The 15,326-nt window shown below is 63.5% G+C and carries 18 protein-coding genes; 6 read left to right on the top strand and 12 right to left on the bottom strand.

What is annotated here, in order from left to right:
- Window positions 1-27 precede the first annotated feature (27 nt).
- The gene (locus FJ942_RS10330; protein WP_140513953.1) at window positions 28-444 is read left to right on the top strand and encodes a DUF1761 domain-containing protein; all 417 of its coding nucleotides are present in this window, start codon (window positions 28-30) and stop codon (window positions 442-444) included.
- A 9-nt stretch (window positions 445-453) separates the two neighbouring features.
- Here FJ942_RS10330 and gcvA read toward each other — a convergent pair whose 3' ends face one another.
- Window positions 454-1,386 carry a transcriptional regulator GcvA gene (gcvA, locus tag FJ942_RS10325; RefSeq protein ID WP_140492662.1) on the bottom strand — a complete coding sequence of 311 codons (933 nt, stop codon included), beginning with the start codon at window positions 1,384-1,386 and terminating at the stop codon, window positions 454-456.
- Between the two features lie 165 nt (window positions 1,387-1,551).
- On the opposite strand from gcvA, the gene FJ942_RS10320 reads away from it, so the two are divergent.
- Entirely contained in the window at window positions 1,552-1,797 is a 246-nt protein-coding gene (locus tag FJ942_RS10320; protein WP_140554835.1) for a hypothetical protein, read from the top strand.
- Between the two features lie 56 nt (window positions 1,798-1,853).
- Here the strand turns inward: FJ942_RS10320 and FJ942_RS10315 are convergent, their stop codons facing one another.
- Window positions 1,854-2,390 carry a L,D-transpeptidase gene (locus FJ942_RS10315; RefSeq protein WP_181165209.1) on the bottom strand — a complete coding sequence of 179 codons (537 nt, stop codon included), beginning with the start codon at window positions 2,388-2,390 and terminating at the stop codon, window positions 1,854-1,856.
- A 144-nt stretch (window positions 2,391-2,534) separates the two neighbouring features.
- On the opposite strand from FJ942_RS10315, the gene FJ942_RS10310 reads away from it, so the two are divergent.
- Window positions 2,535-3,218, top strand: a complete 684-nt coding sequence (locus tag FJ942_RS10310) for a response regulator transcription factor (protein ID WP_091576052.1) — start codon at window positions 2,535-2,537, stop codon at window positions 3,216-3,218.
- A 121-nt stretch (window positions 3,219-3,339) separates the two neighbouring features.
- Window positions 3,340-3,795, top strand: a complete 456-nt coding sequence (locus tag FJ942_RS10305) for a cyclic nucleotide-binding domain-containing protein (RefSeq protein ID WP_140524662.1) — start codon at window positions 3,340-3,342, stop codon at window positions 3,793-3,795.
- Window positions 3,796-3,917: 122 nt separating this feature from the next.
- Here FJ942_RS10305 and FJ942_RS10295 read toward each other — a convergent pair whose 3' ends face one another.
- The 7 genes from FJ942_RS10295 to tesB all read right to left on the bottom strand — a co-directional run bounded on the left by FJ942_RS10295 (window position 3,918) and on the right by tesB (window position 11,964).
- On the bottom strand, window positions 3,918-4,724 hold the full coding sequence (locus FJ942_RS10295) for an exodeoxyribonuclease III (protein WP_140492674.1): 807 nt from the start codon (window positions 4,722-4,724) through the stop codon (window positions 3,918-3,920).
- A 130-nt stretch (window positions 4,725-4,854) separates the two neighbouring features.
- Window positions 4,855-5,535 (bottom strand): outer membrane lipoprotein carrier protein LolA, encoded by a 681-nt coding sequence (locus FJ942_RS10290; protein WP_140513951.1) that lies wholly within the window; start codon window positions 5,533-5,535, stop codon window positions 4,855-4,857.
- A 135-nt stretch (window positions 5,536-5,670) separates the two neighbouring features.
- Entirely contained in the window at window positions 5,671-8,337 is a 2,667-nt protein-coding gene (locus FJ942_RS10285) for a DNA translocase FtsK (RefSeq protein WP_140580170.1), read from the bottom strand.
- 213 nt (window positions 8,338-8,550) lie between these two features.
- Window positions 8,551-8,826, bottom strand: a complete 276-nt coding sequence (locus tag FJ942_RS10280) for a hypothetical protein (RefSeq protein WP_140492681.1) — start codon at window positions 8,824-8,826, stop codon at window positions 8,551-8,553.
- 304 nt (window positions 8,827-9,130) lie between these two features.
- Entirely contained in the window at window positions 9,131-10,483 is a 1,353-nt protein-coding gene (locus FJ942_RS10275; RefSeq protein ID WP_140492683.1) for an ammonium transporter, read from the bottom strand.
- A gap of 32 nt (window positions 10,484-10,515) precedes the next feature.
- Window positions 10,516-10,854: a P-II family nitrogen regulator gene (locus tag FJ942_RS10270; protein WP_013528889.1), complete on the bottom strand. Its 339-nt coding sequence runs from the start codon at window positions 10,852-10,854 to the stop codon at window positions 10,516-10,518.
- A 249-nt stretch (window positions 10,855-11,103) separates the two neighbouring features.
- Window positions 11,104-11,964 carry an acyl-CoA thioesterase II gene (gene tesB / locus FJ942_RS10265; RefSeq protein ID WP_140524665.1) on the bottom strand — a complete coding sequence of 287 codons (861 nt, stop codon included), beginning with the start codon at window positions 11,962-11,964 and terminating at the stop codon, window positions 11,104-11,106.
- A gap of 99 nt (window positions 11,965-12,063) precedes the next feature.
- Between tesB and FJ942_RS10260 the strand changes: the two genes are divergently transcribed.
- Complete coding sequence (locus FJ942_RS10260; RefSeq protein ID WP_140897638.1) at window positions 12,064-13,323, top strand: ubiquinone biosynthesis hydroxylase; 1,260 nt, start codon at window positions 12,064-12,066, stop codon at window positions 13,321-13,323.
- A gap of 13 nt (window positions 13,324-13,336) precedes the next feature.
- On the opposite strand, the gene FJ942_RS10255 is transcribed toward FJ942_RS10260, so the two are convergent.
- The gene (locus FJ942_RS10255) at window positions 13,337-13,693 is read right to left on the bottom strand and encodes a YciI family protein (protein WP_140550698.1); all 357 of its coding nucleotides are present in this window, start codon (window positions 13,691-13,693) and stop codon (window positions 13,337-13,339) included.
- Window positions 13,690-13,917, bottom strand: a complete 228-nt coding sequence (locus FJ942_RS10250) for a hypothetical protein (RefSeq protein ID WP_140492694.1) — start codon at window positions 13,915-13,917, stop codon at window positions 13,690-13,692. The genes FJ942_RS10255 and FJ942_RS10250 overlap by 4 nt, the downstream gene beginning before the upstream one ends.
- A gap of 213 nt (window positions 13,918-14,130) precedes the next feature.
- On the opposite strand from FJ942_RS10250, the gene FJ942_RS10245 reads away from it, so the two are divergent.
- On the top strand, window positions 14,131-14,556 hold the full coding sequence (locus FJ942_RS10245) for an OsmC family protein (RefSeq protein ID WP_140492697.1): 426 nt from the start codon (window positions 14,131-14,133) through the stop codon (window positions 14,554-14,556).
- Window positions 14,557-14,604: 48 nt separating this feature from the next.
- Here the strand turns inward: FJ942_RS10245 and FJ942_RS10240 are convergent, their stop codons facing one another.
- Window positions 14,605-15,231 (bottom strand): DUF480 domain-containing protein, encoded by a 627-nt coding sequence (locus FJ942_RS10240; RefSeq protein ID WP_140897636.1) that lies wholly within the window; start codon window positions 15,229-15,231, stop codon window positions 14,605-14,607.
- Window positions 15,232-15,326: the final 95 nt, after the last annotated feature.

Raw genomic sequence — 15,326 nt, 5'->3', positions numbered from 1 at the left:
ATGAGCTCCGTGTCAGAGGGGGATATCATGGATTTTTCAGCGGTTAACTGGCTGGCGGTGATCGTCGCCGCAATCCTGGCGTGGCTGTTCGGCGCCGGCTGGTACACCGGTTTGAGTAAGCCATGGCTGAAGGCTGCAAAACTCGATCCGGCGACCATGAAGAAATCGTTGCTGCCGTTTCTCATCTCTTTCATCGCCGAGTTGGTCATGGCGCTTGTGATGGCCCTGGTCGTCGGCGCGGTGACTGGCGGCGAGCCGACATTGCTGGCGGGACTGGTCTTCGGTTTCGTGCTTTGGCTCGGCTTCGTCGCAACCACGCTGTCGGTCAATCATCGCTACGAGAATTTCGGCTGGGACCTGACCATCATCGACGGCGGCCACTGGCTTGGCGTGCTGTTGATCGTCGGCGCCGTGGTCGGCTGGTTCGGCGCCGCAGCGAGTTGAAGGCCTCCGCTACACCCGGTCCGCGGTTTGGGATTTTGCCATTTCCTCCAGAATCCACGTGCGAAAGGCAACGATGCGCGGATCGTTCACCAGTTCCTTGGGATAGACCAGGAAATAGGCGAATTCCGGCGCGACCTTGATGCCGAGTTCGAAAGGCCGCACCAACCTGCCTTCGGAAAGGTCGTTGGCCACCATGGCGAAATCGGCGAGCGCCACGGCGCTGCCCTCCATCGCCGCCTGGACCGCGTCGGCCGAGGTGCCGAAAACGATGGTGCGGCTGTCGTCGAAATCGTCGACGCCGGCTGCCGCCATCCACATGCGCCAGTTCGGCCAGGTCACGCCCTGACGCGCCCATTCGATATGGGCAAGCGTGTGATGGAAGAGATCGCGCGGTTCGCGCAGCGGCGGACCTGACGCCAGCAGGCTCGGGCTGCATACCGGGATGATGACGTTGTCGAACAGCCGATGCGCGCAAAGTCCCGGATATCTGCCGGCGCCGAAGCGGATGCCGACATCGACATCGTCGAGGTCGAAATCCCGCAATCCGTAGGCGATGTCGAACCTGAGTTCGATGCCTTCATGTTTTTTTCGAAAATCCTCGACCCGCCGCATCAGCCATTTCGTCGCGAATTGGGCGTCGAGCGTCACTTTCAGCAGCGTCGTGCCGCGCGTCATCTTCTGTGCCCGCGAGACGGCCTTGCCAAGCAGGTCGAGGGCATCGGCAGAGGCCTCGAACAGCACCGTTCCGGCCTCCGTCAGCCGGATGCTGCGGCTGGAGCGCGTGAACAGGACGATGCCGAGCTGGTCTTCGATCTCCTTGATCTGGTGGCTGACGGCGGCTGGTGTCAGGCCGAGTTCGTCGGCGGCCCGGGTGAAATTGAGATGCCGGGCCGCTGCCTCCAGCGTCCTCAGCGCCCGGGTTCCCGGCACCAGGCGGGCCATCAGCGCGGCCCCAGAACAGACGCGGTCATGGCGTCCTGATCCTCAAAGAAAACTTGATAATCCGGAAAGAACTACTCGTTTCTCTCCAATCTTTCAATCGGGCATGATGCGACCATCGAACCAATATCAAACCGGATTTTATGTCCGGATGGAAGGAACCGTATCATGTCTCACATAGCTTTGAGAGCTCCCGCGAGCCGGCTGAACTGGCTGACCGCCGCGTTCGACTGGCTCCGCCAGGCCAAGGTCGCGGCAAGCCTGCCGCAGGACGACATCGAGGACCTGTCGGATCGCCAGTTGCGCGATGTTGGCGCCACGCGCAAAGACGTCTCCCGCGCCATGGACCGCGAACTCGGCCGGCTGGGCCTGCTCGACATCGGCTGGCAGGTAAGGAAAGGGAATAGGAATTAGGAGTAGGCAATAGAAAGAGAACCCTACTGCCTACTGCCTATTCCCTACACCATTCCCTACCTTACCACCCTCACCACCGTCCGGTCCGACAGCAGCGGCAAAAGGCGCGCCATCGTGCGTGCGGTCACCGCGACGCAGCCTTGCGTGGGCGTGAAGCCCGGGCGCGCCAGGTGGAAGAAGATGGCGCTGCCGCGTCCGCGGCGGCGCGGCGTTATATTCCAGTCGAGCACAAGGCAGGCATCATAGAGCCTGTCGTCGCGCCGCATGCGTTCGTGGCTGGCGCCGTAGGGGATCTTGACCGGCCTGTTATAGTTTCGGTCGTCGGGCACTTCGCACCAGCCGAGATCAGGCCCGATCGGCGTCATCGCCAGCCGGGTGATGCGGCCGCTGGAGAAGTGGTCTCCACGGAAATAACCCGACAGGATCCGCATTTGGCCAAGCGGCGTGGCGCCGTCGCCTTCGCGCTTGCCCGCCGAGATGCCGCCACGCCCCAGCGCGCAGGCAAACACCGTTCTGCCCGCCTGCAGCAGCCCCTGGCTGGGACGGCCGGGCCTTGCCCGCACGGTCAGCACCCGCAGTCCTTTTCGCAAAATTGCGCCGGCTGCATTGCGATCGTGTTTTTTCTTGTATGATCGTGCCACGGAACAAATCACTGTGATCGGCTGTTGTGCCGGTCAGCTTCCGCATAAACAGGCAGCGGTCAACTGAATTTTCTTTTCAAAACAACGGATTGATCCATGACTTCACGAACCATCCTGATCGTCGACGACGATGACGACCTGCGCGGCACGTTGGTCGAGCAATTGTCTCTTTATGAGGAATTCGACGTGCTGCAGGAGTCCACTGCGGCAAAAGGCGTCGCCGCGGCGCGTGGCGGCCTCATCGACCTGCTGATCATGGATGTCGGCCTGCCCGACATGGACGGCCGCGAAGCGGTGAAGATCCTGCGCAAGGGTGGCTACAAGGCGCCCATCATCATGCTGACCGGCCACGACACCGATTCGGACACGATCCTTGGCCTCGAAGCCGGCGCCAACGACTACGTGACGAAGCCGTTCCGCTTCGCGGTGCTTTTGGCGCGCATCCGCGCGCAGCTGCGCCAGCACGAGCAAAGCGAGGACGCCACCTTCTCGGTCGGCCCCTACACCTTCAAGCCAAGCCAGAAGCTGCTGATCGACCCGCGCGGCGCAAAAGTGCGGCTGACGGAGAAGGAGGCCTCGATCATCAAATATCTCTACCGCGCCGACCAGAAGGTGGTGACGCGGGACGTGCTGCTCGAGGAGGTGTGGGGCTACAATTCCGGCGTTACCACGCACACGCTGGAAACCCATGTGTATCGCCTGCGCCAGAAGATCGAGCGCGATCCTTCCAATGCGGAAATTCTTGTGACAGAAAGCGGTGGCTACAAGCTGGTTCCTTAAACATTTTATTATCCAATAAGCGGTCTGGGCGGGGCTGCTTTTGGGTGCGATCCTGTTGGAGCGGGATTCTGGATCGCACCGCAGAGGAGGGATTGGACTGACCGTTCGGGGACACAGCTAGATGGCGCTGGATGATGACATCCGCATCCTGTCAGCCGTGAGGCTTTTCGAGGGCTTCACGCAGGAACAATTGCGCCTGCTCGCGTTCGGCGCCGAGACCATGCTGCTGCAGGCAGACCACAAGCTCTATCGCGAGGACGATATGGCTGATTCGGCCTATATCGTGGTCAGCGGAGAGATCGTGCTCTACCGCGAACAGGCAGGCGGACGCATCCCTATCGGCACGGCCAGCCCCGGCACCATGCTGAGCGAACTGGCGCTGATCGCCGACACCAACCGGCTGACCAGCGCATCGGCCGCGGTCGATTCGGAGGTGATCCGGCTCAGCCGAAAGATGTTCCGCCGCATCCTGGAGGAATATCCGGATTTGGCGGCACAGCTCCACCAGCGCATCCTGGAAGACTTTCAGGCAATGATCCACCGCATCGAGAAGCTGGCGCCGCGCTTTTCCGAGTGAACGGGAGAGACAGGTGGAGTTCCGGCTGGTTCGCGCCACCGAAAATGACCTGCCCTTCATCATGGCGACCGAGCGGCTTGACGCAATTGTCGCCGGAGTGGGAAAAGCGCCGGCCCGGCTGATCAGTCCAGGTTGAACCGCGCGATGACCGGAACATGGTCCGAGGGACGTTCCCAGCCACGCGCCGCCCGCAGGATTTCGTAGCCGGTGAAATCAGGCACCAGGTTCGGTGACGACCAGACATGGTCAAGCCGCCGGCCGCGGTTGGATGCCTCCCAGTCCTGCGCGCGGTAGCTCCACCAGGTGTAGAGCTTCTGTTCTGATGGCACGTTGAGCCGCATCAGGTCGACCCAGTCGCCGGCCAGCCGCATGGCCTCGAAACTCTCCGTCTCGACCGGCGTATGGCTGACCACGTTGAGCAGTTGCTTATGCGACCAGACATCGTGTTCGAGCGGCGCGATGTTGAGGTCGCCGACCAGGACCGAGGCGGACACTTCGCTGTGTTCGGCGCGGATTGCGTTCATCTCGGCGACGAAATCGAGCTTGTGCCTGAATTTGCGGTTGACTTCCGGGTCCGGTTCGTCACCGCCCGCCGGAACGTAGAAATTGTGCAGCAGGATCGTCTTGCCGCCGGCCCGCACGGTCACCGACAAATGCCGGCTGTCGTCGATGTCGCAGAAGCGGCGCTTCTCGACCACCGCGATCGGCCGGCGCGCGACCGTCGCCACGCCGTGATAGCCCTTCTGACCGTGAAAGGCGATGTGCCCGTAGCCGAGCCTGCGGAAGGCCTTTTCGGGGAACAGCTCGTCGGGAACTTTTGTTTCCTGCAGGCAAAGCACATCGGGCGCGTATTCATCGAGCAGGCGCTCGATGATCGGCATGCGCAGGCGAACGGAATTTATGTTCCAGGTGGCGATGGAAAAGGGCATTTGGCGGGTCCGGCGAAAGATCGCCGAACTACTGCCAGCCCCGCGCCATAAAGACAAGCATTGCAGCAGTTGCGGAGGTCGGCGCCGCGCCGCCGAAACTGCACGAAAGGCTTCGCCAGCGCGAGGAAAGCTATCTGGTTTTCGTATTCAGCTCGCGATTGGCCGTATAGTCGATGGCAAACGTGTCGGGAGCGAAGCTGACGCCTTCCTTGGTGTTGAAGATCATCACCGTGGTGTCCTTGCCCTGCGCATCGGTGATCGTCCACTGGCGCAGATCATAGGTCTTCGGATCGAACATCATGGTGATCCGCGCATTGCCGAACACCGACTTGTCCGAGAGCTGGATGGTGGTGAGATCGTCCTCTTCCTTGACGCTCTTGACGCGGTTTCCGGAGAGATCGATCCGGTCGTCGAGCAGCAGTTTCAGCGGCGTCTTCGACAAGGGATAGAGATCGGACGTGTTCAGTTTCTTGTTGAGGATGACCACCGACTTGCCGTCCGAAATCACCCGGAAATTCGAGGATCCGTCATAGTTGAAGCGGATCTTGCCCGGTCTTTCCAGGAAGAACTTGCCGCCGGTCTGTTCGCCCTTGGGGCCGAACTGCACGAATTCGCCGCTCATCGACTTAACCGAGGAAAAATGATCGGCGATCTTCTGCGCGGCCGCCGGCACGGCCGCCTGCGCGGATGCCAGCAGCTCGAATCCGGGCACCACGTTGAGGGCGGCAGCGCCCGCGAGCACCAGGCCGAGGCCAAGCAGCTGACGGCGCGTCGGGGCAAGATCGCCGAGCGCGGAAAGATCGTTTTTCATGTCGGTCACTCTCATCTTGAGTCCTGATTTGTTGTTGTCCTGAACCCCCAGTTGGGCTGAAGTTTGACGGCGCGAACGCTGCTTACCGCTTGAACGCGCCAGAAGGTTCAAAGTTGCCGCCGGTATCTTTCGCGATCAGAATTTGTCCTCTTCGGTCGGCACCAGGATCTCGCGTTTTCCGGCATGATTGGCGGGGCCGACAATGCCTTCTTTTTCCATCTTCTCGATGATCGAAGCGGCGCGGTTGTAGCCGATGCCCAGACGCCGCTGGATATAGCTGGTCGAGGCCTTGCCGTCGCGCAACACCACGGACACCGCCTGGTCGTAAGGGTCGTCGGAATCCTCGAAATTGCCGCCGCCGCCGCCCGAGCTGCCCTTGCCGGAGGGCTCGTCCTCGTCCTCATCATCGTCCTCGGTGATGGCGTCGAGATATTCCGGCACGCCCTGCAGCTTCAGATGCGCGACGATCTTCTCCACCTCGTCGTCGGAGACGAACGGGCCGTGCACGCGCTGGATGCGGCCGCCGCCGGCCATGTAGAGCATGTCGCCCATGCCGAGCAGCTGCTCGGCGCCTTGCTCGCCCAAGATGGTGCGGCTGTCGATCTTCGACGTTACCTGGAAGGAGATGCGGGTGGGGAAGTTGGCCTTGATGGTACCGGTGATCACGTCGACGGACGGACGTTGCGTCGCCATGATCACGTGGATGCCGGCGGCGCGAGCCATCTGCGCCAGGCGCTGGACGGCACCCTCGATGTCCTTGCCGGCAACCATCATCAGATCGGCCATTTCGTCGATGATGACGACGATGTAGGGCATCGGCTCGAGGTCGAGATTCTCGGTCTCGTAGATCGCCTCGCCGGTCTGGCGGTCGAAGCCGGTCTGCACCGTGCGCGAGATCTTTTCGCCCTTCTTCTCCGCCTGTTGGACGCGTGCGTTGAAACCGTCGATATTGCGCACGCCGACCTTCGACATCTTGCGGTAGCGGTCTTCCATCTCCCGCACGGTCCATTTCAGCGCAACCACCGCCTTCTTCGGGTCGGTGACGACAGGCGTCAAAAGGTGCGGGATGCCGTCATAGACCGAGAGCTCCAGCATCTTGGGATCGATCATGATCAGCCGGCATTCCTGCGGCGTCAGCCGGTAGAGCAGCGACAGGATCATGGTGTTGATGGCGACCGACTTGCCCGAGCCGGTGGTGCCGGCGACCAAGACGTGCGGCATCTTGGCGATATCGACGATGACCGCCTCGCCGTTGATGGTCTTGCCCAGCGCCAGCGCCAGCTTGGCCTTGGTGGTCTCGAAATCGCGGCTGGCCATGATTTCCCTGAGATACACCGTCTCGCGCTTGGCGTTCGGCAATTCGATGCCGATGGCGTTGCGGCCCGGCACCACGGCGACGCGGCAGGCGATGGCGCTCATCGAGCGGGCGATGTCGTCGGAGAGGCCGATGACGCGCGATGATTTGATGCCCGGCGCCGGCTCCAGCTCATAGAGCGTGACGACGGGGCCGGGGCGGACATGGATGATCTCGCCCTTGACGCCGAAATCCTCCAGCACGCCTTCGAGCAGGCGGGCGTTCTGTTCCAGCGCGTCCTTCGAGAGGCTCGGGTCGCGCGCGACGTTCTTCGGTTCGGACAGGAAATGCAGCGACGGCATCTCGAATTTTTCCGAGCCGATCAGCGAGGTCTGCGCCTCGCGCTGGACGCGCGCACCCGGGGCCGGGCGCGGCGCCGGCGCTTCAACGCGCGTGGCGGCATCCGAGCGGAACGGCTGGACCTTGGCGGTGGGAGCCGCGCGACGCTGGACGAGGGGTTCATCGTCGAAATCGACATCGTCATCGCCGGTGTCGAAGCGACCGTCGAAGACGTCATCGTCCGGATCGACGGAAACGCTGCGGTCGTTGACCATGGCGGCGAAGAATTCCGGTTCGACGCGGGCACGGCCATCCGGGCTCATCCGCTGCTCGGCGAACTCGGCCGATTCGACCCGTTCGGCGGCACGCCGCCAGGCGCTGGCGCGCGGCTCCATTCCCGGCTCGAATTCGTCCCGCCGCTGCCTGCGGCGCACGGCGCGGCGGTGCATCCAGGCGCGGAACGAAAGCCACCAATGGGTCATTGCGCCGAGCGCCAGTATGCCTTCGTCGCCTTCATCCTCGTCATTGTCGAACAGCAGCTCATCCTCACGCGGATCGGCGGCGGCCGGTTCCTCCATGACGGCGAAACCGTTCTTGCGTGCGATCAGCGCCGAACCGTAGGCGAACAGCCATAGCGCCGGCCCGGCCATCAGAATGGCGAGCACGCTGGCCACCAGCCCGGTCGGATAGCCACCGATGACGACGCCCGGAATCTTCAGTACCATGTCGCCGAACACGCCGCCGAGCCCGGTCGGCAGCGGCCAGGTCTTGGGCGGCACCACGCAGCCGGCGATCGCGGCGGCCAGCAGGGCAAAGCCGAACCAGAACAGACCGCGCCTGGGCAGCCTGTCGACGCCACGCGCCGAAAACAGGAGATATCCCCAGATCACGGCCGGAACCAGCGCCGCCACGGCGGCAAGGCCGAAGAACTGCATGGCGATGTCGGAGAAGACAGCACCCGCATAGCCCATGGCATTGGTGACGGTGTTGGCTGTGGCGTGCGAGAAGCTCGGGTCGGCGACATTCCAGGTGGCCAGGCTGGCGACGCCGAAAGCGGTGAACGCGAACATGCCGGCGCCGACAAGCCGGCCGACCTGGCGTCGCGCGAATGCCTGGATGCCGTGCCCCGTATCGGTCAGCGCGAGCGGTGCTGAAGCCCCTGAACGCATGCTCTTCCCCGTCAGTGATTGCCTGGCCCGAGCGCGTGACGCACTTCGGCAGATTTGGCTGCCAGACTATGCGTGGGAAGGTTAAGGCCGCATTAACCATGGCAAGGGCCCCACCCGCCTGCCGCAAATAACAATGGCGAGCCTCACGGCCCGCCATTTCTGCATCGGCAACGGCAGGGTGATCAGGCTCGGTGGGCCTGATCCGCTGCGGTCTCAGTTGGCTCCGCCGAGCGCCTGGACGTTGGCGCAGAACTCGGCGTGCGGCTTGCTCATCGCCGCGTCCTGGCATTCCTTCTTCATCGTATCCTGTTTTTCCATTGGCATGGCCATGAAAGCGGTCTTGAATTCCGCCATTGGCTTCATGGTTTTCATGCTGGAATCGGTGAAGAACGGGGCCATATTGTCGGGTTCGTCGAGAGCCCCGGCAAATGCCATGCCGCTGACCATGGAAAGAGCGAGCGCGCCGAGACAGATATTCTTGACGTTCATTGGATAGTTTCCTTCCCTATTGTTTGCAACGACCGCCGAACAGTGGTCGTGCCCGGGAGTTCGATGCCAAGACGTCCGATGTTTCCTCGAAAATCTCAATCACGCGAACGTGATTGCGCTCGTTCAATCAAACGGGCTCCAAAAAAGAGGCCCGGAGCGATCCGGGCCTCAAGGCGTGAGCACCTTGCGGAGCGTCACGACGGGATTTCAAGTTCCAGAAGACGTGCAGCGGTTTTCCGTACGCGATTACAGAAAGAGATGGGACCGGCGGGAGGAGGTCCGCCGGTCCCATGGCAAAGAGGCCTTACGGCACCACTTCGCCGTGCTGGCTGATGTCGAGACCCTCGACCTCTTCCTGGGTCGATGGACGCAGGCCGACGAGCGCCTTGACGATGTAGAGGATGACGAAGGTGGCGATTGCCGTCCACAGGATGGTGAAGACGATGCCGTAGAGCTGCTTGCCGATCGACGCGCCCGAGGACAGGCTGTTGATTGCCGGGTCGGCGAGCACGCCGGTCAGCAATGCGCCGACCACGCCGCCGACGCCATGGACACCGAAGGCATCGAGCGAGTCGTCATAGCCGAACATGTGCTTTACCTTGACCGCCGAGATGTAGCAGACGACGCCGGCGACGATGCCGACGATGAAGGCGCCCGTCGGGTTGACGAAGCCGGAAGCCGGCGTCACCGCGACAAGGCCGGCGACGGCGCCGGAGATGATGCCGAGCACCGAGGGCTTCTTGGCGACGATCCATTCGGCGAACATCCAGGCCAGCGCCGCTGCCGCGGTGGCAACCTGGGTGTTGAGCATCGCGGCACCGGCGAGGCCGTCGGCGGCGAGTTCCGAACCGGCGTTGAAGCCGAACCAGCCGACCCACAGCAGCGAAGCGCCGATCACGGAATAGACCAGGTTATGCGGCGCCATGTTGGTGGTGCCGTAGCCTTCGCGCTTGCCCAGGACCAGGGCGCAGACGAGACCCGCGACACCGGCATTGATATGGACGACCGTGCCGCCGGCGAAGTCGAGCACGCCGGCAGCGCCGAGGAAGCCGCCGCCCCAGACCCAATGCGCGATCGGCGCATAGACGACCAGCAGCCACAGCGCCATGAAGATCAGCAGGGCCGAGAACTTCATGCGCTCGGCAAAGGCGCCGGCGATCAGGGCCGGGGTGATGATGGCGAAGGTCATCTGGAACATCGAAAAGACGAATTCAGGAATGTTAGCCACGCCCGGCGCCCACAGCGTCGAGGTGGTGATGCCGTGATGGAAGAACTTCGAGAAGCCCCCGAGATAGGCATTCATGCCGCCGCCGTCGGAAAAGGCCAGCGAATAGCCGAACATGAACCACAGCACCGTCACCAGGCAGGTGATGGCGAAGCTCTGCATGACGGTGGCAAGCACGTTCTTCTTGCGCACCATGCCGCCGTAGAACAGTGCCAGGCCGGGGATGGTCATCATCAGCACCAGCGCCGTCGAAGTCAGCATCCAGGCGGTGTTGCCGGTGTCGAGCACCGGGGTGGGAGCGGCCGGGGCGGCGGCAGCCGCGGCCGGAGCCGCTTCCTGCGCGAGGGCGGCGACGCTGCCCAACGCTGCGAGAGCGAGCGAGCCAAAAAGGGCGGCGCGTCCCGTCTTCTTCAAGGTGGAAGGAATATTCATTGAACTCTCCATTGGAATACGTGTTCGCCGCTTCAGAGCGCGTCGGTGTCTGTTTCGCCGGTGCGGATGCGCACCGCCTGGTCGATGCCGAAAACGAAGATCTTGCCGTCGCCGATCTGACCGGTCTTGGCGGCTGCGGTGATGGCCTCCACGGCCTTGTCGACCATGTCGGCGCTGACCGCGACCTCGATCTTGATCTTCGGCAGGAAACTGACCGCGTATTCCGCCCCGCGATAGATTTCCGTGTGCCCCTTCTGACGCCCGTAGCCTTTGACTTCGGTGACGGTCAGGCCCTGGATGCCGACGGCGGTAAGCGCTTCGCGTACCTCGTCGAGCTTGAACGGCTTGATGATTGCCATCACGATTTTCATAAGGTTTCACCCTTTTGCTGTTGCGGTCCCCCGCGTTTGCACACCTTCACCGATCCCGAGGAGCCGGAGAGTGCCGACGAGGATTCAAGCTCCGTGCCAATTGCCGAAGCAGCGTGTTAACTGGTTGTAAACAAAGGAATTGACGCACCGGCGATCGCACCGTACCGATGAGCGCGGCACAGCTTCTGCTCAATAATTAAGCAGTTTTCAGAAAACGCCTATTTGGCGGGCTTTGGTCGAAAGGACTGCTCAACGCTTGAGCCGGATCAAGCCTTCCTGGGCCATCGAGGCGATCAGCGTGCCGTCGCGGGCATAAAGCGTGCCGCGGCTGAATCCGCGCGATCCCGAGCTCGAGGGGCTGTCCTGCGCGTAGAGCAGCCAGCCGTCGAGCGAATGCGGGCGGTGGAACCACATCGAATGGTCGAGGCTGGCCGCCTGGATGTCGGGATCGAACAGCCCGCGCCCATGCGCGAAGGTCGAGGTGTCGAGCAGCGTCATGTCGGAGAGATAGGCGAGCAACACCGATTGCAGCGCGCGGTCGTCTGGGACGGGACCGGCGAGGCGGATCCAGACATTCTGCCGGGGCGGCAGCTTGTCACGGCTTTCATAGTGCTGGAGATTGACCGGCCTGAGCTCCAGCGGTCGCTCGCGCGCCCAGAAGCGTCGCACCGCTTCCGGCACCCGGTCGGCCTTTTCGAGCAGTTGGCGCTGCGTCTTCAGCCCTTCCGGCGGCGGCACGTCGTCGGGCAAAGCGAACTGGTGCTCCAGCCCCTTCTCATCGACCTGGAACGAGGCTTCCAGCGAGAAGATCGCGTTCCCGTGCTGGATCGCCAGCACCCGGCGGGTGGTGAAGGAGCCGCCGTCGCGGATGCGGTCGACCTCGTAGATGATCGGCACCTTGATGTCGCCCGGCCGCATAAAATAGCCGTGCAGCGAATGCACGTAGCGGTCGGGCTCGACGGTCCGCTGCGCCGCCACCAGCGCCTGGGCGATGGTCTGGCCGCCGAACACGCGCTGCCACTCCACCTGGGGGCTGCGACCACGATACAGATTGTGTTCCAGCCTCTCGAGGTCGAGAATGCGCAGAAGCTCGTCCATGGCCGCCGTCATGTGTCGTGACCTCGCCTCAAGATTTCCTCGGCGGGTTTCCGACAGGAAGGACGGGCCGTCAAGGGCGGATGGCAGGCTGGCTTGCAAGGAGCGAAGACCATGGAAGGCAAGGCAGAGGCGAAAACCAGGTCCGGGCTCGATGTTCTGGTCGCCGGCGCCGGCTATGTCGGCTTGGCTGCCGCCGTGTCGCTGAAACAGGCGCAACCGGAGCTTGCCGTGGCCCTGGTCGATGCCGCACTCCCCGGCTCCTGGCAAAGGGACGGGCGCGCCTCGGCCGTTGCGGCGGCCGCCTGCCGCATGCTCGAGCGGCTCGGCGTCTGGGCCGAGATCGCGCCGGAAGCGCAGGCAATCACCGAGATGATCATCACCGATTCGCGTGCCGCCGATCCTGTGCGCCCGGTCTTCCTCACTTTCGACGGCGAGGTGGCGCCGGGCGAGCCCTTCGCACATATGGTGGCCAACCGGGTGCTGAACGGCGCCTTGCGCCGCAGCGCCGAAAAGCTCGGCGTCGACATCATCGAAGGCGTTGCCGTGCAAGGGTTCGAAACCAATGGTGCAGGCATCACCGTGCATTTGGCCGACGGCGCGACGCTGAAGGCGCGGCTGCTGGTCGCCGCCGACGGCGTCAATTCGAAGCTGCGTGACATGGCCGGCATCAAGACGGCGAAGTGGGAATACGGCCAGTCCGGCATCGTCTGCACCGTGGCACATGAACGGCCCCACAACGGCCGTGCCGAAGAGCATTTCCTGCCCGCCGGCCCCTTCGCCACGCTGCCGCTGAAGCCGGGCGAGGACGGCTCCAACCGCTCGTCGATCGTCTGGGTCGAGCGGTCGGAAGATGCTCAGACGCTGGTCGCCGGCGACGACCTCCTCTTCGAGCATGAGCTGGAACAGCGTTTCGGCCTCAAGCTTGGCGAGATCCGCGTCGCCGACAAGCCGCGCGCCTGGCCGCTGGGTCTTACCATCGCGCGCGCCTTCGTCGCGCCGCGCGTGGCGCTTGCCGGCGATGCCGCCCACGGCATCCACCCGATCGCCGGCCAGGGCCTCAATCTCGGCTTCAAGGATGTCGCCGCCCTGGCCGAGGTGATCGTCGAAGCCGACCGGCTGGGCCAGGATATCGGCGCGCTCGACGTGCTCGAGCGCTACCAGCAATGGCGTCGTTTCGACACGGTGCAGATGGGCGTCACGACAGATGTGCTGAACCGGCTGTTTTCCAACGATATCGGCCCGCTGCGCGCGGTGCGCGACATCGGCCTCGGCCTGGTCGAGCGCATGCCACGGCTGAAGGAATTCTTCATCCGCCAGGCGTCGGGGCTTTCAGCCGGCACGCCGCGCCTTTTGAAGGGCGAGGCGATCTGACCCGCCGCGCCGCTTATGACCCGGGCACGTCATAGATCGCCCGGACCTCGATCGTGCCGAGTTCGGCCAGCGGAATGCCGCCGGCGATGTCCAGTGCCTCCTGGAGGTCCTTCGCCTCGATCATGACGAAGCCGAGCAACTGCTCCTTGGTTTCGGCGAACGGGCCGTCGGTGACCAGCCGCTTGCCCTTGCGACGGCGCACGGTTTTCGAGGTCTTCACCGATTGCAGCGCCTGCGCGACGATGAGCTTGCCTTGTTGGTCCAAGGACCGGTCATAGGCCAGCGAATCGGCGTCGAGCTTGGCCGATCCTTCCGGAGTGAGCGCGTGGAGGTCTTTCTCCTCACCATAGACCAGGCAGACATATTTCATTTCGCGCTCCCTTGCTGCGATGAATCATAGGATGCGGCGACGAGCGTGTCAGCCTTGCCTTCGACCGCTGCCGCATGGTCGAGAAGGCATGCCGCGACCGCGACGATGGCGACAGCCGCCAGCAGCCTGCGGACACCGGACGGCGGCGGCTCCAGCCAGAAGTCCTGCCGTCGTTGAGCCTTGCGGCCCGGGGTCTTCCATATTGCGAAAAACAGATTGTCCATGTGAACCTCCATCCGGCCACAATCCCGTGGTCGCCCGCAGGACGGTCGGGCCGAATGGAAGCCGACATTTTTGCACGCGGATTTTTTTCGAAAGGAATGAACCGTCATCACGCCGTGGTCCAAACAGCGCAGTGGTCTTCGCGCATGCCCGCGCTATAGTTGGCCGGACGCTGGGCTCACCTGGACAAGTTCACGACAACCAAGGAGGAATTCATGGACCGCACCGCAACCGCCGTCTGGAAGGGCAATCTGAAGGACGGCAAAGGCACGCTCGACAGCCAGAGCGGGACCCTGAACGGCACGCCCTATTCGTTCAAGGCACGCTTCGAGGACGAGAGCGGCAAATCCGGCACCAATCCGGAAGAGCTGATCGCGGCCGCGCACGCCGGCTGCTACGCCATGCAGCTGTCGCATTTCCTGGCCGAGAACGGCACCCCGGCAGCCGAACTCGACGCCAAGGCCGTGGTGACGCTGGTTCCCGGCACCGGCATCACGGGCAGCGCGATCACCCTTGTCGGCAAGGTGCCCGGCATCGACGCGGCGAAGTTCAAGGAATTGGCCGAGAAGGCCAAGGCCGAATGCCCTGTTTCCAAAGCGCTGGGCGCCATCAACGTATCGCTCGACGCCAGGCTCGGCTGAGACCCCGGCATCCCGGCGCGCATGGTCGCGCCGGACACGCCCGACCGCTCAGGCGCCCAGCGCGTCGAGCCGGGCGCGAAGGGCTGCGACTTCCTGCTCCAGCGCCTCCACTCTCGCTTCGAGGTCGGAAGCGGGCACGGCCGATGCAGTGCGCTGCGCCGACAGGGCGGCAACGTCAACCGGCCCGGCGAGGAGATGCACATAGCGGTCCTCGCGTTGGCCTGGACCGCGCGGGATTTCCTGAACGAGCGGCGGTCGACGGCCGATCAGCATATCGAGTTCACCGCGCAAATCCTCGATCGATGAAAACCTTGCCATGCGCTCGCTGCGTGCCAACAATTCATGCGCCGTCTGCGGCCCGCGCAGCAAAAGCAGACCGACCAAGGCGGTCTGAGGCGTGGTCAGCGAGAAGCGCTGCGCCATCTGGTGCACGTAGCGCTCGACGCGGGAGCCGAACATCTGCCGCACCAGCCCCTTCTGCTCGAGCAGCTTTAGCGCCCGGTGCACCTCTGTCTGCTCCAGCGCCATGACGGGCTCGCGCGCCGTCTTCTGGTTGGCGGCGGCAAGCGCTGCGTTGAGGGTCAACGGATAGACGTCCGGCGTCAGCTCCTTCTTCTCGATGAGGCAGCCGAGCACACGCGCTTCGGGAGGAGACAGGATGGGGAGGTCCGTCATTGGATTGCAATCCTTTTTGAAGCTGGCAAGACAGCGCCCCTTTTGTCCTGCCGGAGAAAGGGGGCGCGAAGGATCGCTGCGTTCAAGATTGCCGC

The sequence above is a fragment of the Mesorhizobium sp. B2-4-2 genome, from assembly GCF_006442845.1.
Taxonomy (GTDB): domain Bacteria; phylum Pseudomonadota; class Alphaproteobacteria; order Rhizobiales; family Rhizobiaceae; genus Mesorhizobium.
The sequence above is the reverse complement of the archived record's forward strand: the minus strand, read 5'-3'. Positions and strand labels throughout refer to the sequence as shown.